We start from the raw sequence: 19,547 nt of genomic DNA, 5'->3' as shown, positions 1-19,547 counted from the left end.
TTACGCGTGGGGGCGTCCTACGCGTGCGGCGCGTCGTCCTCGCCGATGTGGTGGACCCGGACCATGTTGGTGGTGCCCGGCATACCGGGCGGCGAGCCCGCCGTGATGATGACGACGTCGCCCTTCTTGCAGCGGCCGATCCGCAGCAGCTCCTCGTCGACCTGCTGGACCATCTCGTCGGTCGTCTGCACCATCGGGCCGAGGAAGGTCTCCACGCCCCAGGTCAGGTTCAGCTGCGAGCGGGTGGCCGGCTCCGGGGTGAAGGCCAGCACCGGGATCGGCGAGCGGTAGCGGGACAGCCGGCGGACGGTGTCGCCGGACTGGGTGAAGGCGACCAGGAAGCGGGCTTCGAGGAAGTCGCCCATCTCGGCGGCGGCCCTGGCCACCGCGCCGCCCTGGGTGCGCGGCTTGTTCAGCTCGGTCAGCGGCGGCAGCCCGGCGGTGAGGACGCTCTCCTCGGCCGCGGCCACGATCCGCGACATCGTCTTGACCGTCTCGATCGGATACTTGCCGACACTGGTCTCACCGGACAGCATGACCGCGTCGGTGCCGTCCATCACCGCGTTGGCCACGTCGCTGGCCTCCGCGCGGGTGGGACGGGAGTTGTCGATCATCGACTCCAGCATCTGGGTCGCGACGATGACCGGCTTGGCATTGCGCTTGGCGAGTGTGATGGCGCGCTTCTGCACCATCGGGACCGCTTCGAGGGGCATCTCCACACCCAGGTCGCCGCGGGCGACCATGATGCCGTCGAAGGCGTCAACGATCTCTTCGAGGTTGTCGACCGCCTGCGGCTTCTCGATCTTGGCGATCACCGGGACCCTGCGGCCCTCCTCCGCCATGATCCGCAGGACGTCGTCGACGTCCCGGGCCGAGCGGACGAAGGACAGCGCGATCACGTCGGCGCCGGTGCGCAGGCCCCAGCGCAGGTCGCGGATGTCCTTCTCGGACAGCGCGGGCACGGAGACCGCGACACCCGGCAGGTTCAGGCCCTTGTTGTCGGAGACCATGCCGCCCTCGATGCACATGGTGTGCACCCGCGGCCCCTCCACGTCGGTCACCTCCAGGGTGACCCGGCCGTCGTCCACCAGGATGCGCTCGCCGCGCGCCACGTCGGCGGGGAGCCCCTTGTAGGTGGTGCCGCAGATCTGCTGGTCACCCTGGATGTCGTCCGCGGTGATGGTGAACTCGTCACCGCGTTCAAGCAGTACCGGTCCTTCGGCGAAACGGCCGAGCCTGATCTTCGGGCCCTGAAGGTCGACCAGGATGCCGACGCTGCGGCCGGTCTCGTCGGACGCCTTGCGCACCCGTCGGTAGCGGTCCTCGTGCTCGGCGTAACTTCCATGGCTCAGATTCAGGCGTGCCACGTCCATGCCGGCTTCGACCAGTGCCTTGATCTGGTCGTAGGAGTCGGTGGCGGGACCCAGTGTGCAGACAATTTTGGCTCGGCGCATGTGTCGAGCGTATGACTTACTCGTTGGTAGCCGTGGCCACTGGAGGCAACTGCCCAACGACGTCTGGGTTAACGGTTGTTGACAACTCTCGAACTGTGCGGGCACCTGCTCGGATGAGCGTTCGGGCGGGTCCCGGCGGACGCGCCCGACCGGTCGACAGCAGTCGTTAACCTGCGGGGTCTGTTGCGCGGGTGCCCACCTGGTCCACAATCTACGCGCGTCGTGTCCGCAGCGGCTCGTGCACGCCGGCCGTGGACACCAGCCCGCCCGTGACCGTCAAGGAGACGAAATGCCGCTCAACCGCAGGGACTTCATCAACCGCTCGGCCGCCACCGGCGCCGGCGTGGCGCTGGCGGGCACCGCGGGCGCGGTCGCCGCGGCCGGTCCCGCGCAGGCCGCCGAGCAGCACCACGGGCACGGCCACCAGCCCAAGACCTTCAGCCTGCGCGTGCTCGGCACCACCGACCTGCACGGCCACGCCCTGAACTGGGACTACTTCACCAACGCCGAATACGACGACGCCACCCACAACGACGTCGGCCTGGCCAAGATCGCCACCCTGGTCGAGCAGGCCCGCGCCGAGAAGGGCCACGACCGCACGCTGCTGATCGACGCGGGCGACATCATCCAGGGCACCCAGCTGTCGTACTACTTCGCCCGGGTCGAGCCGATCACCGGCGCCCGGCGCGGCCCGCAGCACCCGATGGCGCTGGCCATGAACCACATGAAGTACGACGCGGCGGCGCTGGGCAACCACGAGTTCAACTACGGCATCCCGCTGCTGCGCGCCTTCCAGGACCAGTGCGACTTCCCGCTGCTGGCCGCGAACGCCGTCGACGCCAAGACCCTCAAGCCCGCCTTCCCCCCCTACCTGGTCAAGGAGATCGAGGTGCACGGCGGCCGCCCGGTCAAGGTCGGCGTCCTCGGCCTGACCAACCCCGGCATCGCGGTGTGGGACAAGGCCAACGTGCAGGGCAAGATGGCCTTCCCCGGCCTGGTCGAGCAGGCGAAGGTCTACGTGCCGAAGCTGCGCGCCCTCGGCTGCGACGTGGTGATCTGCACCGACCACTCGGGCCTTGACGGCACCACCTCCTACGGCGACGCGGTGCCCTACCCGGAGAACGCGTCCTCGCAGGTCGCCGCCCAGGTGCCCGGCATCGACGCGATCCTGGTCGGCCACACCCACGTCGAGCGCCCGCAGACGCTGGTCGTCAACGAGCAGACCGGCAGGACCGTGGTGCTCTCCGAGCCGCTGTACTGGGGCATGCGGCTGTCGGTCTTCGACATCGACCTGGCCTTCGAGCACGGCCGCTGGCACGTCTCCTCGGTGAAGGCCGAGGTGCGCAACGCCAACACCGTCGCCGAGGACCCGCAGGTCGCCAAGCTGGTGCGCACCGAGCACCAGAAGGTCGTGGACTACGTCAACCAGGTCGTCGGCACCTGCACGGTGGCGATGTCGGCGGCGGAGGCCACGTACAAGGACACCCCGATCATCGACTTCCTCAACCTGGTGCAGTCCGACACGGTGAAGGCGGCGCTGGCCGGCACCTCGTACGCGTCGCTGCCGGTGCTGTCCGAGGCGTCGCCCTTCTCGCGGACCGCCGCGATCCCCGCCGGACAGGTCTCGCTGCGCGACGTGGCCGGGCTCTACGTCTACGAGAACACCCTGGAGGCCAAGCTCCTCACCGGCGCCCAGGTCAAGGACTACCTGGAGTGGTCGGCGGCCTACTTCGTGCAGACCGCGCCGGACGCCCCGGTCGACGTCACGAAGATCACCAACGCCAACAACACCCCCGACTTCAGCTACGACGTGCTCAGCGGGGTCTCGTACGACATCGACATCTCGCAGCCGGCCGGCTCGCGGATCGTCAACCTCACCGCGGGCGGCGCCCCGGTCGACCCGGCCGCGCAGTTCGTGCTCGCGGTGAACAACTACCGCTCCAGCGGCGGCAGCAACTACCCGCACGTGGCCACCGCGCCGAAGGTGTGGTCCAGCTCCGACGAGATCCGCAACACCATCATCGCCTGGGTGCAGGCGCACGGCACGATCGACCCGGCGACCTTCGGCGGCGACCAGTGGCGGCTCACCCGCGCCGGAGTGCCGCTGTTCTCGTAGGCACGTCGCAGGCGCCCGCGCCGTCGAGGCCGAAGGTGGTGAAGGCTGTCCTGGCCGGCAGCGGATAGTGCTCCGCGCCGGTCAGCAGCCCCGTCAGGTCGTTGAGGATCACCGCGGACCGCCAGGCGGCGAGGCCGAGGTCCGGGGCGCCGACGCCATGGGTGTGGCGTTCGGCGTTCTGGACGTAGATCCGGCCGGTGATCCGCCGGTCGAGTCCGAGCCGGTGCCGTGCGTCGATCCGCGGCCGGCCCGCCGAGTCCCGCAGCACGTAAGGGTCCAGCGGCCCAAGCAGATGGTCGAGCGGGCGCTCGCGGTAACCGGTGGCGAGCACCACCGCGCTGGTCACCATCCGGGTGCGGGTGCCCTGGTCGGCGTGCTCCAGGTGCAGTTCGACGCCGGTGGTGCCGATCCGGCCGGCGGTGCGCACGCTCACCCCGGGGGTCAGCACCGCGTCCGGCCAACCGCCGTCCAGGGTGCGGCGGTACAGCTCGTCGTGGATCGCGGTGATGGTCTCGGTGTCGATGCCCTTGTGTAGCTGCCACTGGCCGGGCACCAGCCGGTCCCGCACCGGCTCGGGCAGGCCGTGGAAGTAGCGGGTGTAGTCGGGCGTGAAGTGTTCGAGGCCGAGCCGGCTGTACTCCATCGGCGCGAAGGCCGGGGTGCGCGCCAGCCAGGTGATCGCCTCCCGGCCCGCAGGCCGGGACCGCAGCAGGTCGAGGAAGACCTCGGCGCCGGACTGGCCCGAGCCGATCACGGTGATGTGCTCGGCGGCCAGCAGCCGCTCCCGCTGCGGCAGGTAGTCCGCGGAGTGCACCACGGGTACGGCCGGCGCCTCGGCGAGCGGCCGCAGCGGCTCGGGCACGAAGGGGGCCGTGCCGATGCCCAGCACCAGGTGCCTGGCGTACGTACGGCCCAGCGCCTCGGCCTCGCCGTGCACGTCGAGCCGGGTGTGGTCGACCTCGAAGTGGCCGGCCGCCGCGTCCCAGCGGACGGTGTCGACCTGCTGCCCGAAGCGCGTGGACGGCAGCGCGCCGGCGACCCAGCGGCAGTAGGCGTCGTATTCGGCCCGGTGCACATGGAAGCGCTCGGAGAAGTAGAACGGGAAGAGCCGCTCGCGGGCCTTGAGGAAGTTCAGGAACGACCAGCGGCTCGCCGGGTCGGCGAGGGTCACCAGGTCGGCGAGGAAGGGCACCTGCAAGGTCGCGCCGTCGATCAGCAGCCCGGGGTGCCACTGGAAGTCCTGCCGCTGGTCGTAGAAGGCGGCGGTCAGGTCGGGTACGGCGTCGGCGAGTGCGGCCAGCGACAGGTTGAAAGGGCCGATGCCGACGCCCAGCAGGTCGAACGGCACCTGCTCCTGCGGCTTCGCGGCCTCCGGGTCCGGCTCCTGGTCCTGGTCCTTTTCCGGCACCTTCTCCGGTACGGTCGGGGCGTTCATCGGTGCTTGGCCTTCCTTCTCGGTCACCGCGCCGCCTGGCTCTGCCTGGCCTGCGCGTCGGTCACCAGCCTGAGCAGGGCGTCGAGGTCCTGCGGGCGGATGTGCGGGTTGAGCAGCGTCGCCTTGAGCCACAGCCGGCCGTCCGCCGACGCGCGCCCGAGCACCGCCCGCCCCTCGTACATCAGCTCCCGCCGCAGCGCCGCCACCTGCTCGTCGTCGGCGCCCGTGGGACGGAACAGCACGGTGCTGATCTCCGGCGGCGCGTGCAGGTCGAGCGCCGGGTGCCGCTCGACCGCCGCGGCCAGCTGGTGCGCGTGCCCGCACACCGCGTCCACCAGCGCGCCCAGCCCCTCGCGGCCCAGCGCCCGCAGGGTGACGGCGATCTTCAGCACGTCGGGCCTGCGGGTGGTGCGCAGCGAGCGCCCCAGCAGATCGGGCAGCCCGGCCTCGGTGTCGTCGGTGGCGTTGAGGTAGTCCGCCTGGTGCCCGAGCGGGCGCAGCGCGGCGCCGTCGGGCACGGCCAGCAGGCCGGCCGCGACCGGCTGCCAGCCGAGCTTGTGCAGGTCGAAGGTGACGGACACGGCTGACTGCAGCCCGTCGAGCTTGCCTGCCTCGTGCCGGCTGAAGAGCAGCGGGCCGCCGTAGGCCGCGTCCACGTGCAGTTCGGCGCCGTGCCGGGCGGCGGCCTGCGCCAGTTGCGGCAGCGGGTCGATCGCGCCGGTGTCCGTGGTGCCCGCGGTCGCCACGAGCAGCGCGCGGCCCGGGAGTTCGTCCAGGGCGGCGTCCGCGTGGTCCGGGTCGAGCACGCCCGCGGGGGTGTCCACGACGACCGGTCGCGGCAGGCCGAGCAGCCACGCGGCGCGCTGCACGCTGTGATGCGCGTTCGCCCCGCACACCACCTGCACGCGCGGCCCTCCGGCCGCCCTCTCCCTGGCCAGCAGCAGGGCGAGCTGGTTGGACTCCGTCCCGCCGGTCGTGATCAGCGCGTCGGGGGCCGGCAGGTCCGGGTAGACCACCGCCGCCAGCGCCGCCGTGGCCCGCGCCTCGATCTCGGTGGCGGCGGGTGCCTGGTCCCAGGAGTCCAGGGACGGGTTGAGCGAGGCCGCGGCCAGTTCCGCCGCCGCGGCCAGGGCCAGCGGCGGGCAGTGCAGATGGGCTGCGCAGTAGGGGTCCGCCGGGTCCGCGGCGCCCCGCGCCAGCTCCCGTACGAGGGTGTGCAGCGCCTCGTGGGCGCCGGTGCCCTGGCTCGGCAGCGGCCTGCCCAGGGCGCCGGCGACGCGTCTGGCGGTCTCCTTGGGGCCGCCCGCCGGCAGCGGCCCCCCGCGGGCTGCGGCGCCCTCCTCCAGCGCGCTCAGCACCGTCTCGACCAGGGGCCGCAGTTCCGCCGGCCCTTGCCGGCCGCCCGCCAGGCCGGGCATCTCCTTCAACCGTCCTCCCCGTTTCCGTTCCTCCCCCCACACAACGACCCACGCCCCGTCCCGGGTACGCCCTTCCCCCGCGGGGTGCTGTTACGGATTCACGGTGCCGCTGCGTCGGGGGCCGGTCCCGCGGTTCCCCGCGCCCCTGATAAACGCTCACCCTCCGCGGCAGGGCCGACGCGTGGCCCAGGAGGACGCAGGCCGAAAGGGGCGCGGGGAACCGCGCGACCAGCCCACCGCCGGGGGAAGGTCCCGGGAGAAGGGGTCCGGGCTGCCCGGGGGAAAGACTCAGGCCGAGCGGATGCGGAGGTGGCGGGAGAGGTCGTCGAGGCGGTCGGCGACGGCGCGGGACAGGGCCGGAAGGACGGCCGGATCGGCGAGGCAGGCGCGGCCCAGCCGCAGCGTCTCGGAGTCGACGGCGGTGGACGGGAAGGCCGTCCGCCCGGCGAGCTCGGCGATCGCGGTGCCGCGCCGAGCGGCGAGCGGCACGGCGTCGGCGAAGTACCGCGACACGTACGGCGCGGTGAGCGCCGCGTGTTCGGGATGCCAGAAACCCTGCGCATTGGCCGTGAAGAGGTAGTTCGACTGCGAGTCGTCGTGGAACATCGCCTCCCACGCGGCCGCCTTGGCGTCGGCGTCCGGCAGCGACGCCCGGCACCTGGTCGCGCCCTCCCGCCCGACGGCGCTCGGGTCCCGCTCCAGCTCCGCGTCGATGTCGGCGGGGGTGGCCGCGCCGAGCACCGCGAGCCGCAGCAGCGTCCGCCAGCGCAGGTCGGGGTCCAGGGGCGAGCCCCCGGGGATCTCCCCCTGGTCGTACCAGCCGCGCAGCGCCTGCGCGTCGGCGGCGGACAGGGCCGCGTCGACCAGCGCGCGGGTGGCGCTGAGCCGGGTGGAGCCGAGGCCGGCGGCGAGCAGCGCGCGTGCGGTGTCCGCGAGAGTGCTCAGCGCGGCCGGGCGCAGCGCCGGGTCGAGGAAGTGGTCGGCGAGCTGGCCGCGGCAGAAGGTGAGGACGGCGTCGACGATGCCCGGCTCGGTCTCGCCCGGCAGGTGCGCGGCGGCCAGTTCCAGGTAGTCGGCGGGCGCGATGCCGCCGTCGCGTACGAGGTCGCGTGCCGCGTTCCAGACGACCGCACGGGCGAGCGGGTCGGGCAGCCCGCCGAGGGTCTCGCGCAGGGTCGCCCAGGACTCCGGGTCGAAGTGGACCTTGGCGAAGGTCAGGTCGCCGTCGTTGAGCAGGATCACGTCGGGCCGCGGCCCGCCCAGCTCGTGCCGCTCGGTGACCGAGCCCGCGGCGATGTCGACGGTGAGCCGGTCGCGCGGCACGAGGACGCCGGGGTCGCCGACGGCCCGGTCGTAGAGGCCGACCTCGATCCGGTGCGGGCGGTTGCCGCGGTGGCCGATCTCCAGCTGCCAGCCGCCTTCGGCGCCGCCGGACGGCACCGCGGGCGTCAGGGTGTCCGGGCCCGAGGTGCGCAGCCAGGCCGCCGCCCAGGCGGGGACGTCCCGGTCGGTGGCCGTACCGAGGGAGTCGAGGAAGTCGGCGAGCGCGGCATTGCCGAAGCGGTGCCGGGCGAAGTGCGTGTTGAGCCCGGCGGTGAAGGCCTTGGGGCCGAGCCAGGCGACGAGTTGGCGCAGCGCGGAGGCGCCCTTGGCGTAGGAGATCCCGTCGAAGTTGTTCATCGCGGACGCGGTGTCCGGCACCGCCGCCGGGTCGGGGGCGACGGGGTGGGTGGAGGGGCGCTGGTCGGCGTCGTAGCCCCAGGCCTTGCGGGCGACCGCGAAGTCCGTCCACGTGCCGGTGAAGTCGGTGGCCTCGGACAGCACCTGGAAGCCCATGTACTCGGCGAAGGACTCGTTCAGCCAGATGTCGTCCCACCAGCGCAGTGTGACGAGGTTGCCGAACCACATGTGGGCCATCTCGTGGGCGATGACGACCCCGCGGAACTGCTCCTCGCCGGGTGTGACGGCCGACCGGTGGACGAAGTCCTCGCGGAAGGTGACCAGGCCGGGGTTCTCCATCGCGCCGGCGTTGAATTCGGGCACGAAGGCCTGGTCGTAGGAGTCGTAGGGGTACGGCTCTGCGAACAGCTCGTGGTAGCGGTCGAAGCAGCGCCGGGTGATGTCGAGGATCGCGTCGGCGTCGCGGTCCAGGTGCTCGCCGAGCGAGCGGCGGCAGTGCAGGCCGAACGGCAGCCCGGCGTGCTCGGTGCGCACCGAGTGCCAGGGCCCGGCTGCCACCGCGACGAAGTAGGTGGCCAGCGGCTGGGTGGTGGCGAGCTGCCAGCGGCCGGGTGCGGTCCTGGCGGCGACGCCGTTGCCGAGGACGGTCCACTCCTGCGGGGCGCTGACCGTGATGTCGAAGACGGCCTTGAGGTCGGGCTGGTCGAAGGAGGCGGCGACGCGCTGCATGTCGTTCATGAACAGCTGGCTGTACACGTACGCCTCGCCGTCCTCCGGGTCGGTGAAGCGGTGCATGCCCTCGCCGGTGCGCGAGTACGGCATGTCCGCCTCGACCCGCAGCTCGTGGTCCCCCGCGGTCAGGCCTGCCAGCGGGAGCCGGTTGTCGGCGAGCAGGCCGGGGTCGAGGTCACGGCCGTCGAGGACGGCGCGGCGCAGCGTGGCGGGCCGGATCTCGGCGAAGGTGTCGCAGTCCCGCAGCGCACGGAACCGGATCACGGTGGTCGAGCCGAACTCCTCGTCGCCCCCGGTCAGGTCGAGGTCGAGCGCGTAGTGGTGGACGGTCAGGTCGCGGGCACGGGTCTCGGCCTCGGCGTGGGTCAGAACAGGCATGCGGCACATGCTGCCGCAAGCCGTGCCGCCGGGGACAGGCGGGCGGCGCGGCGCGTAGGCTCGGCGGGGGGAGGTGGACATGGCCGAGTACGCGGAGCCGGGGGCTTCGACCGCGGGGGGCGGGCCCATCGTGCACGGCTTCCCGCACCTCGACACCGTACGGGCGGCGCTGACCGCGCTCTACCGGCGGCTCTCCGGCGACGGTGTGCAGCGCTTCCCGAGCAGTGTGCACCCCGAGCTGGCGGACTTCCCCGACGACGAGGACCTGTATCTGGGCGCCCAGCGGGTGGCCCGGGTGATGGTGCAGCACTTCCGGCTGCCGGACGCCCGTATGGTGGTCGGGTTCCGCGACATGGTCCACGCGGGGAATGTCGAACTGGCGGCGGGCCCGGAGTATTTCATCGAGCTGCACTCCCGCTTCAGGACCGACCGGCGCGATGTGGGGGCGGCGCTGGCGCACGAGGTGACGCACGTCTACCTGCACCGCCTCGGCCTGGAATTCCCCGGCACCCGCGACAACGAGATACTCACCGACACGGTGACGACGTATCTGGGCGCGGGCTGGCTGCTGCTCGACGCCTACCGCGAGGAGGCCGCGATCCGCGGCGAGCGGCTGATGATGTCGGCGTACAAGCTGGGCTACCTGACGCCCGAGGAGTTCGGGTACGTCCTCGCCAAGCGCGCGGCCGCCTTCGGCGACGACGTCGAGCCGTGGTTCAGGTCCGCGCAGGCCCGCGACGCCTACCGCGCCGGCCTGGCCCGCGCGGAGCAGGACTTCCGGCGGGCGCCGCTGGCCGCCGCGGGCTGGGCCGCCCGGCGCCGCTACGCCAAGGACCGCAGGTCGCTGACCGCGGGCCCGGACTACTCCTTCGAGTCCGCCGGTTCGACCGTGCGGGTCGCCTTCCCCTGCCCCACGTGCTTCCAGCGCATCCGGCTGCCCTGCAGGGGGCGGCTGCGGGCGCGCTGCGCCCTGTGCCACACGGAGCTGGACGCCGACACCTGAGCGGGCCGGGGTCCGGGCAAAGGCACAGCGCCCGCCTCCTTGGTCGGGGAGTGGCGGGCGCTGCTGGTTTTACTGCGTTCCGCACGCCATTGTGCGGGACATCCGGGGACCGTCAGACGGTCAGGGGCCGGTCCGTGGGGCGGATCGGGGCGTGCAGGGCGGACGGCAACCCGGTGAGGTACGCGTCGACGGCCTTGGCCGCCGAACGGCCTTCGGCGATGGCCCACACGATGAGCGACTGGCCGCGGCCCGCGTCGCCGGCGACGAAGACGCCGTCGACGTTCGTGGCGTAGCCGCCGTCACGGGCGATGTTACCGCGGGCGTCCAGGTCCAGGCCGAGCTGGTCGACCAGGCCGTTGGACTGGTCGGTGCCGGTGAAGCCCATCGCGAGGGTCACCAGCTGCGCCGGGATGACCTTCTCGGTGCCGTCCTGCGGGACGAAGCGGCCGTCTTCGAAGACGACCTCCACGAGGTGCAGTTCGCTGACGTTGCCGTCCGCGTCGCCGGTGAACTTCATGGTGTTGACGGCGTAGACCCGCTCGCCGCCCTCCTCGTGGGCCGAGGTGACCTTGTAGATCGCCGGCATCGTCGGCCAGGGCTGGCCCGCGGGGCGCTCGTCGGAGGGGCGCGGCATGATCTCCAGCTGCGTGACCGACAGCGCGCCCTGGCGGTGGGCGGTGCCCACGCAGTCCGCGCCGGTGTCGCCGCCGCCGATGACGACGACGTGCTTGCCCTCCGCGGTGACGGGGGGCGCCACGAAGTCGCCCTCCTGCACCTTGTTGGCCAGCGGCAGGTACTCCATCGCGTAGTGGATGCCGTTCAGCTCCCGGCCGGGGACCGGCAGGTCGCGCGATATCGTCGCGCCGGCCGCGATGACGACAGCGTCGTAGCGCCTGGCGAGCTTGCCGGCGTCCAGGTCGGTGCCGATCTGGACACCGGTGCGGAATTTGGTGCCCTCCGCGCGCATCTGCTCGATGCGCCGGTTGATGTGCCGCTTCTCCATCTTGAACTCGGGGATGCCGTAGCGCAGCAGTCCGCCGATCCGGTCGGCCCGCTCGTAGACCGCGACGGTGTGGCCGGCCCGGGTGAGCTGCTGGGCGGCGGCCAGGCCCGCGGGGCCCGAGCCGATCACGGCGACGGTCTTGCCGGACAGCCGATCGGGCGGCTGCGGGATCACGTCGCCGGCGTCCCAGGCCTTGTCGATGATGGTGACTTCGACGTTCTTGATGGTGACCGCGGGCTGGTTGATGCCGAGCACGCACGCGGACTCGCAGGGCGCCGGGCACAGTCGCCCGGTGAATTCCGGGAAGTTGTTGGTGGCGTGCAGCCGCTCGGACGCGGCCTGCCAGTCCTCGCGGTAGGCGTAGTCGTTCCACTCGGGGATCAGGTTCCCCAGCGGACAGCCGTTGTGGCAGAAGGGGATGCCGCAGTCCATGCAGCGGCCGGCCTGCTTGCTGATGATCGGCAGCAGCCCGCCGGGGACGTAGACCTCGTTCCAGTCCTGCCTGCGCTCCTCGACCGGGCGCGTCGGGGCGGTCTCGCGGCCGGTGGTGAGGAAGCCCTTGGGGTCAGCCATTTGCCGCCTCCATCATCTTCGCTGTGGTCTCGGACTCGGAGAGTCCGGCCTGCTCGGCGGCGTTCTTGGCGGCGAGCACTGCCTTGTAGTCCCTCGGCATGACCTTGCCGAAGCGGGTGAGGGCGGCGCCCCAGTCGGCGAGCAGCCGCTCCGCGACGGTGGAGCCGGTCTCCTCGGCGTGACGGCGCACCACATCGTGCAGCCACGTGATGTCGTCGGCGTCCAGCGACTCGATCGCGACCATGCCGGGGTTGACGGCGGCCGGGTCCAGGTCGAGGACGTAGGCGATACCGCCGGACATGCCGGCCGCGAAGTTGCGGCCGGTGGCACCGAGGACGACGGCACGGCCGCCGGTCATGTACTCGCAGCCGTGGTCGCCGACGCCTTCGGAGACGACGGTGGCACCGGAATTGCGGACGCAGAAGCGCTCGCCGGTCCTGCCGCGCAGGAACAGCTCGCCGCCGGTGGCGCCGTAGGCGATGGTGTTGCCCGCGATGGTGCTGTATTCGGCGAGGTGGTCGGCGGCGCGGTCGGGGCGGACCACGACCCGGCCGCCGGACAGGCCCTTGCCGACGTAGTCGTTGGCGTCGCCTTCGAGGCGCAGGGTGATGCCCTTGGGCAGGAAGGCGCCGAAGGACTGGCCCGCGGAGCCGGTGAAGGTGATGTCGATGGTGCCCTCGGGCAGGCCCGCACCGCCGTACTTCTTGGTCACCTCGTGGCCGAGCATGGTGCCGACCGTGCGGTTGACGTTGCGGATCGGCACCTGGGCGCGGACCGGGGCGCCGCTGTCCAGGGCGTCGGCGGCGAGCTTGATCAGCTCGTTGTCCAGCGCCTTGGCCAGGCCGTGGTCCTGCTCGGTGGTGCGGTGCAGCGCGGCGCCCTCGGGCAGCGCGGGCACGTGCAGCAGCGGGGCGAGGTCCAGGCCCTGCGCCTTCCAGTGGCTGACCGCGCGGCCGGCGTCGATCAGCTCGGCGCGGCCGACGGCCTCCTCGATGGTGCGGAAGCCCAGCTCGGCCAGGATCTCCCTGACCTCCTCGGCGATGAACTCGAAGAAGTTCACCACGAATTCGGGCTTGCCGGAGAAGCGGTCGCGCAGCACCGGGTTCTGGGTGGCGACGCCGACCGGGCAGGTGTCCAGGTGGCAGACCCGCATCATGATGCAGCCGGAGACCACCAGCGGGGCGGTGGCGAAGCCGAACTCCTCGGCGCCGAGCAGCGCGGCGATGACGACGTCGCGGCCGGTCTTGAGCTGGCCGTCGGTCTGCACCACGATACGGTCGCGCAGCCCGTTGAGCAGCAGGGTCTGCTGGGTCTCGGCGAGCCCCAGCTCCCAGGGGCCGCCCGCGTGCTTGAGCGAGGTCAGCGGGGAGGCGCCGGTGCCGCCGTCGTGCCCGGAGATGAGGACGACGTCGGCGTGCGCCTTGCTGACGCCCGTGGCGACCGTGCCGACACCGACCTCGGAGACCAGCTTGACGTGGACCCGCGCCTTGGGGTTGGCGTTCTTCAGGTCGTGGATCAGCTGGGCGAGGTCCTCGATGGAGTAGATGTCGTGGTGCGGCGGCGGGGAGATCAGGCCGACGCCCGCGGTGGAGTGCCGGGTGCCGGCGATCCACGGGTAGACCTTGTGGCCGGGCAGCTGGCCGCCCTCGCCGGGCTTGGCGCCCTGGGCCATCTTGATCTGGATGTCGTCCGCGTTGACCAGGTATTCCGAGGTCACACCGAAGCGTCCGGAGGCGACCTGCTTGATGGCGCTGCGCCGGGCCGGGTCGTACAGCCGCTCCGGGTCCTCGCCGCCCTCGCCGGTGTTGGACTTGCCGCCGAGCTGGTTCATGGCGATGGCCAGCGTCTCGTGCGCCTCGCGGGAGATCGAACCGTACGACATGGCGCCGGTGGAGAACCGCCGGACGATCTCGGAGACCGGCTCGACCTCGTCGATCGGGATCGGCTCGCGCTCGGACTTCAGGCCGAACAGGCCGCGCAGCGTCATCAGCCGCTCGGACTGCTCGTTCACCCGCTGCGTGTACTGCTTGAAGATGTCGTAGCGGCGGGTGCGGGTGGCGTGCTGGAGCCGGAAGACGGTGTCCGGGTCGAACAGGTGCGGCTCGCCCTCGCGGCGCCACTGGTATTCGCCGCCGATCTCCAGGCGGCGGTGCGCGGCCGGGATGCCGGAGACCGGGTAGGCCTTGGCGTGCCGGGCGGCGACCTCGGCGGCGATGACGTCGATGCCCACCCCGCCGATCTTGCTGTCGGTGAGGTGGAAGTAGGTGTCCACGAAGTCGGCGTCGAGGCCGATGGCCTCGAAGACCTGGGCGCCGCGGTAGGAGGCCACGGTGGAGATGCCCATCTTGGACATGACCTTGAGCACGCCCTTGCCGAGCGCCTTGATCAGGTTGCGCAGCGCCGCCTCGGCCTCGATGCCGCCGAGGAAGGTGCCTGCCACGGCCAGGTCCTCGACGGACTCCATGGCCAGGTAGGGGTTGACGGCGGCGGCGCCGTAGCCGATGAGCAGCGCGACGTGGTGGACCTCGCGGACGTCGCCGGCCTCGACCAGCAGCCCGACCTGGGTGCGCTGCTTGGTGCGGATGAGGTGGTGGTGCACCGCGGAGGTGAGCAGCAGCGAGGGGATCGGGGCGTGCTCGGCGTCGGAGTGCCGGTCGGACAGCACGATCAGCCGGGCGCCGTCCTCTATGGCGGCGTCGGCCTCGGCGCAGATCTCGGCGAGCCTGGCGGCCAGTGCCTCGCCGCCGCCGGTGACCCGGTAGAGGCCCGACAGGGTGGCGGCCTTCAGCCCTGGCATGTCGCCGTCGGCGTTGACGTGGATGAGCTTGGCCAGCTCGTCGTTGTCGATCACCGGGAAGGGCAGGGTGATGTTGCGACAGGACGCGGGGCTGGGCTCCAGCAGGTTGCCCGAGGGGCCGATGGTGGAGATCAGCGAGGTGACCAGCTCTTCGCGGATCGCGTCCAGCGGCGGGTTGGTGACCTGGGCGAAGAGCTGGGTGAAGTAGTCGAACAGCAGCCGGGGCCGCTCCGACAGCGCCGCGATCGGCGAGTCCGTGCCCATCGAGCCGAGCGGTTCGCCGCCGGTCCTGGCCATCGGGGCGAGGATGACCCGCAGCTCCTCCTCGGTGTAGCCGAAGGTCTGCTGGCGCCGGGTGACCGAGGCGTGGGTGTGCACGATGTGCTCGCGCTCGGGCAGGTCGGCGAGGTCGATCAGGCCGGCTTCGAGCCAGTCGGCGTACGGGTTCTCGGCCGCGATGGCGGCCTTGATCTCGTCGTCCTCGACGATCCGGTGCGAGACGGTGTCGACCAGGAACATCCGGCCGGGCTGCAGGCGGCCCTTGCGGACCACCTTGTGCGGGGCGATGTCCAGCACACCGGACTCGGAGGCCAGCACGACCAGGCCGTCGTCGGTGACCCAGTAGCGGCCGGGGCGCAGACCGTTGCGGTCCAGGACCGCTCCGACGACCGAGCCGTCGGAGAAGGTGACGCACGCCGGGCCGTCCCAGGGCTCCATCAGCGTGGAGTGGTACTGGTAGAACGCCCGCCGCGCGGGGTCCATCGAGTCGTGGTTCTCCCACGCCTCGGGGATCATCATCAGCACGCTGTGCGGCAGCGAGCGCCCGCCGAGGTGCAGCAGTTCCAGGACCTCGTCGAAGGACGCGGTGTCGGACGCCTCGGGGGTGCAGACCGGGTAGATCCGCTCGATGTCGCCGGAGAACAGGCCGCTGGCCAGCTGCGACTCGCGGGCCCGCATCCAGTTGCGGTTGCCCTTGACCGTGTTGATCTCGCCGTTGTGCGCGACGAAGCGGTAGGGGTGGGCGAGCGGCCAGCTCGGGAAGGTGTTGGTCGAGAAGCGCGAGTGCACCAGCGCGATGGCGGTGGCGAACCTGCGGTCCGACAGGTCGGGGAAGAACGGCTCAAGCTGCCCGGTGGTGAGCATGCCCTTGTAGACCAGGGTGCGGGCGGACAGCGAGGGGAAGTAGACGTCGGCCTCGCGCTCGGCGCGCTTGCGCAGCACGAAGGCGGGCCGGTCGAGCTCGATTCCGGCCAGGAACGCGCCATCGGCGTGGGCCACGAAGAGCTGGGAGAAGTACGGCATCGTCGAGCGGGCGGTCGCGCCGAGCAGCTCGGGGGCGACCGGGACCTCGCGCCAGCCGAGGACGGTCAGGCCCTCTTCGCCGGCGATGCGCTCGATGGTGTCGACGGCCTTGGCGCGGTCCTCGTTCTCGACGGGCAGGAAGGCCACGCCGACCGCGTAGTGCCCGGCGGCGGGCAGCTCGAAGTCGACGGCGTCACGCAGGAAGGCGTCGGGAACCTGGAGCAGCATGCCCGCCCCGTCGCCCGAGTCGGGCTCGGCGCCGGTGGCTCCGCGGTGTTCCAGGTTGCGCAGGACGGTGAGCGCCTGCTCCACCAGAGCATGGCTCGCCTCGCCGGTGAGGGTGGCCACGAAGCCGACGCCGCAGGCGTCGTGCTCGTTGCGGGGGTCGTACATCCCCTGCGGGGCGGGGCGCCCGTCCATGAACGCGGAACGCGAACGCATGGCTCTCCCGTCGTCGTCATTGGCTTGTATGCATTGCCTGTTCCCAGGCATGCGCAACAGGGACGACGTTGGCCCTCTGCGATTTCGTGCAGGTTACATGATGGCCGAGTGTTCGAGAAGCGGATACTCAATTCCAGCATGTGGACGTTCCAGGACGTGGAGCAGCCGTTTCGGGCCAGCGTCAGACCGGGGGTTGACCGACGATTCCGGCACGTGCCCTGGCGGCTCTGCCGGTGCGTTACCGAGTGATGCCCCGTGCGGTGGCGGCTGAAACGACGGGGAAACACGGGGCTTGTGAGCGACGGCTTCCCGGTGGGCGCGGTCTCAGCCGACGGCGGTGCCGATGAGCGCGCCCAATACGAAGGTAACTCCGCAGGCCGCCCCGCCCAAGGCCAGCTGGCGAAGGCCGCCGTACCACCAGGACCTGGCGGTCACCCGCGCCACAGCGGCCCCGCAGCCGAAGAGCCCGGCCAGGGCGAGCAGCACCGCGGGCCACAGCACGTCGGCGCCCAGCAGATACGGCAGCACCGGCAGCAGCGCGCCCAGCGCGAAGGACACGAAGGACGAGCCGGCGGCCAGCAGCGGCGAGGGCAGGTCGGTCGGGTCCACGCCCAGCTCCTCGCGGGCGTGGATCTCCAGTGCCTGCTCGGGGTCGGCGGACAGCTGCCTGGCCACCTCGTGGGCCAGCGCGGGCTCCACCCCGCGGGAGACGTAGAGGGCTGCCAGCTCCCGCAGCTCGTCCTCGGGGTGCCGGTCCAGCTCGATCCGCTCGACGGCCAGCTCGGCCTCGACCAGCTCGCGCTGGGAGGCCACCGAGGTGTATTCGCCGGCCGCCATGGAGAAGGCGCCGGCCGCCAGGCCCGCCAGGCCGGTGACCACCACGGTGCGGGAGCTCACGTCACCGCCGGCCACGCCGGTCATCAGCGCGAGGTTGGACACCAGGCCGTCCATCGCCCCGAAGACGGCGGGCCGCAGCCACCCGCCGGTCACGTCCCTGTGCACGTGGTGGGGGACGTGGTACGGCGTGGCGGCGGCCTTCTCGACGGCGGCGCTTGTCATACGGTTCACCCTCCCCCGCGCGGCCGTGCGGCCGCGTCCGTTTCGGAAACGGGTTCGACCGTACCTGCGGACGCGGGGCGCCCGCCAGCAAGGAAAGGCTGACCTGACCTGCGGAAACTACGGGGTGACCGGTCCGCCGGCCGGTCCTGCGGCAGCCTTGGACGGCTCGCCCTCGGCCTGCTCGTCGGCCTCCGGCGACTCCGCCGTGTCACCGGCCGCGTCCGGCGCGGAGTCGGCGGCGGGCTCTTTCCCCAGGTCGACGGCGGTCCCGTCGGCCTCGGCCGCGGTGTCCCCGGCGCCTTCCGCCGCCAGGCCCGCGTCCCCGGCGGGCAGCGGCTCCACGGTCTCCTCGCGGCCGGGGCGCATCCGGGCGGAGAGCACCAGGTAGACGACGGCGCCGACGAAGACGACGATCGCCGTCCAGTCGTTGAGACGCATGCCCAGGATGTGGTGCGCGTAGTCGACCCGCATGTGCTCGATCCACGCCCGGCCCACCGTGTAGGCGGCGACGTAGAGCGCGAAGGCCCGGCCGTGCCCGAGCTTGAAGCGCCGGTCGGCCCAGATCACCAGCAGCGCGACCCCGATGCACCACAGCGACTCGTAGAGGAACGTCGGGTGGTACGTGACCAGGTCCGGCGTGTTGTCGGGCCGGTGCGCGGCGTCGATCTTCAGGCCCCACGGCAGGGTGGTCGGCCCGCCGTACAGCTCCTGGTTGAACCAGTTGCCCCAGCGGCCGATGGCCTGCGCGAAGGCGATGCCCGGGGCGATGGCGTCGGCGTACGCCGGCAGCGCGATACCGCGGCGGCGGCAGCCGATCCAGGCGCCCAGCGCGCCGAAGGCGATGGCACCCCAGATGCCCAGCCCGCCCTGCCACACCTTGAAGGCGTCGACCCAGTCCTTGCCGTCGGTGAAGTACAGCTCGTAATCGGTGATCACGTGGTAGAGCCGGCCACCGATCAGGCCGAACGGCACCGCCCACACGGCGATGTCGGCGACCGTGCCGGCCGATCCGCCGCGGGCGAGCCAGCGCTTGTTGCCGTACCAGACGGCAACGAAGACGCCGATGATGATGCAGAACGCGTAGCCGCGCAGCGGGATCGGTCCGAGGTGGACGACGCCGTGCGCGGGGCTGGGGATGAATGCGAGTTCCATGGCAATGTCCGACGCTACCGTGCCGGACGGGTACGCGGCAGCCCGCCGGGCTACGTCTGGATAACGGCGGGGGCGCGGTGCCGTACCCTGCGGGCCGCCGCGAGCCGTTCAGGACGGGGTGGCGGTGACCTTCGCGGGCTGCTTCCCCTTGTTCGCGGCGGCGACCATCTGCTTGAGGCTGTCCGGGGTGAGCGGGGCCTTCTGCCCGAAGACGGTCTTGCCGTTCAGCAGGATCGTCGGCGTGGAGTCGAAGCCGGAATTGCTGAAGGCTTCGTTGGACTTCTTCACCCACGTGTCGTGTGTGCCTTGTTTCACACAGTCGGTGAAGCTCGTCGTCTTCAGCCCCGGGACCTTCTCGGCGAGGTCGATGAGGTTGTCCGTGTGGCTGAACTCGTCGTCCTGCTCGTCGGGCTGGTTGGCGTAGAGGACGTCGTGGTAGGCGCGGAATCTGCCGGCGTCCTGGGCGCAGGCAGCGGCATTGGCGGCGTTCAGCGAGCCGGTGCCGCCGAGATTGCCGTCGATGAGGGTGACCAGGTGGTATTCGGTCCTGATCTGCCCGCTGTCCTCCAGGCTGTGGATGGTCGGGGTGAACTGCTCCTCGAACGCCTTGCAGGCCGGGCAGCGGAAGTCCTCGAAGATGGTGAGGGTCGAGGGCGCGGCGGGGGAGCCCACCGGGATCACCAGGCTGTCCGTCCCGGTGGCGCCGGTGGGGGCCTCGGCCGGGGTGCCGGCTCGGGCGGCTTTGTCGGAGTGGTGGTTGGAGGACACCACCCCGATCACCGCGGCGATGGCGAGGACGGCCACCAAGGTGCTCGCCACCACCACGGTCCGCTTGACCTTGGCGCGGGAGGCTTCCCTGGCCCGCTGTTCCTGCAGGGCCTCGCGGGCGCTGCGCTTTCCGTCACTGTTGCGTTGGCTCACGCACACGCAACGGTGGGGGGAGGCGCTCAGCGCCTCCCCCCACCGTTTTTCGCTCGCGGGAGTGACAAAACCCGCTCCCACGG

The 19,547-nt window shown here is 71.8% G+C and carries 11 protein-coding genes; 2 read left to right on the top strand and 9 right to left on the bottom strand.

Annotated features, from left to right (window positions below; all coding sequences use genetic code 11):
• Window positions 1–17: 17 nt before the first annotated feature.
• Entirely contained in the window at window positions 18–1,454 is a 1,437-nt protein-coding gene (pyk, locus tag OG900_30625; GenBank protein WUH94052.1) for a pyruvate kinase, read from the bottom strand.
• A 289-nt stretch (window positions 1,455–1,743) separates the two neighbouring features.
• Between pyk and OG900_30620 the strand changes: the two genes are divergently transcribed.
• A complete protein-coding gene (locus OG900_30620) occupies window positions 1,744–3,570 on the top strand; it encodes a 5'-nucleotidase C-terminal domain-containing protein (protein ID WUH94051.1) in 1,827 nt (608 codons plus the stop codon).
• Here OG900_30620 and OG900_30615 read toward each other — a convergent pair.
• The 3 genes from OG900_30615 to pepN all read right to left on the bottom strand — a co-directional run bounded on the left by OG900_30615 (window position 3,539) and on the right by pepN (window position 9,213).
• Window positions 3,539–5,005, bottom strand: coding sequence for a SidA/IucD/PvdA family monooxygenase (locus OG900_30615; GenBank protein ID WUH94050.1), 1,467 nt, complete (start codon window positions 5,003–5,005; stop codon window positions 3,539–3,541). The genes OG900_30620 and OG900_30615 overlap by 32 nt on opposite strands.
• Before the next feature lie 23 nt (window positions 5,006–5,028).
• Window positions 5,029–6,423: an aminotransferase class V-fold PLP-dependent enzyme gene (locus OG900_30610; protein ID WUH95991.1), complete on the bottom strand. Its 1,395-nt coding sequence runs from the start codon at window positions 6,421–6,423 to the stop codon at window positions 5,029–5,031.
• 288 nt (window positions 6,424–6,711) lie between these two features.
• Window positions 6,712–9,213 (bottom strand): aminopeptidase N, encoded by a 2,502-nt coding sequence (gene pepN, locus OG900_30605; protein ID WUH94049.1) that lies wholly within the window; start codon window positions 9,211–9,213, stop codon window positions 6,712–6,714.
• Window positions 9,214–9,292: 79 nt separating this feature from the next.
• Between pepN and OG900_30600 the strand changes: the two genes are divergently transcribed.
• Window positions 9,293–10,216: a hypothetical protein gene (locus OG900_30600; GenBank protein ID WUH94048.1), complete on the top strand. Its 924-nt coding sequence runs from the start codon at window positions 9,293–9,295 to the stop codon at window positions 10,214–10,216.
• A gap of 112 nt (window positions 10,217–10,328) precedes the next feature.
• Here OG900_30600 and OG900_30595 read toward each other — a convergent pair whose 3' ends face one another.
• From OG900_30595 to OG900_30575, 5 genes are all read right to left on the bottom strand, one after another.
• Window positions 10,329–11,792 carry a glutamate synthase subunit beta gene (locus OG900_30595; protein ID WUH94047.1) on the bottom strand — a complete coding sequence of 488 codons (1,464 nt, stop codon included), beginning with the start codon at window positions 11,790–11,792 and terminating at the stop codon, window positions 10,329–10,331.
• Complete coding sequence (gltB, locus tag OG900_30590) at window positions 11,785–16,332, bottom strand: glutamate synthase large subunit (GenBank protein ID WUH94046.1); 4,548 nt, start codon at window positions 16,330–16,332, stop codon at window positions 11,785–11,787. Before gltB ends, OG900_30595 begins: the two co-directional genes overlap by 8 nt.
• A gap of 324 nt (window positions 16,333–16,656) precedes the next feature.
• Window positions 16,657–17,391: a VIT1/CCC1 transporter family protein gene (locus OG900_30585; GenBank protein ID WUH94045.1), complete on the bottom strand. Its 735-nt coding sequence runs from the start codon at window positions 17,389–17,391 to the stop codon at window positions 16,657–16,659.
• 117 nt (window positions 17,392–17,508) lie between these two features.
• Complete coding sequence (lgt, locus tag OG900_30580; protein ID WUH94044.1) at window positions 17,509–18,543, bottom strand: prolipoprotein diacylglyceryl transferase; 1,035 nt, start codon at window positions 18,541–18,543, stop codon at window positions 17,509–17,511.
• A 108-nt stretch (window positions 18,544–18,651) separates the two neighbouring features.
• Window positions 18,652–19,464: a DsbA family protein gene (locus OG900_30575; GenBank protein WUH94043.1), complete on the bottom strand. Its 813-nt coding sequence runs from the start codon at window positions 19,462–19,464 to the stop codon at window positions 18,652–18,654.
• Window positions 19,465–19,547: the final 83 nt, after the last annotated feature.

Origin of the sequence: Streptomyces sp. NBC_00433, from assembly GCA_036015235.1 — a bacterium.
GTDB lineage: Bacteria > Actinomycetota > Actinomycetes > Streptomycetales > Streptomycetaceae > Actinacidiphila.
Note: the sequence above shows the minus strand (reverse complement) of the source record. Positions and strands in the feature narration are given on the sequence as shown.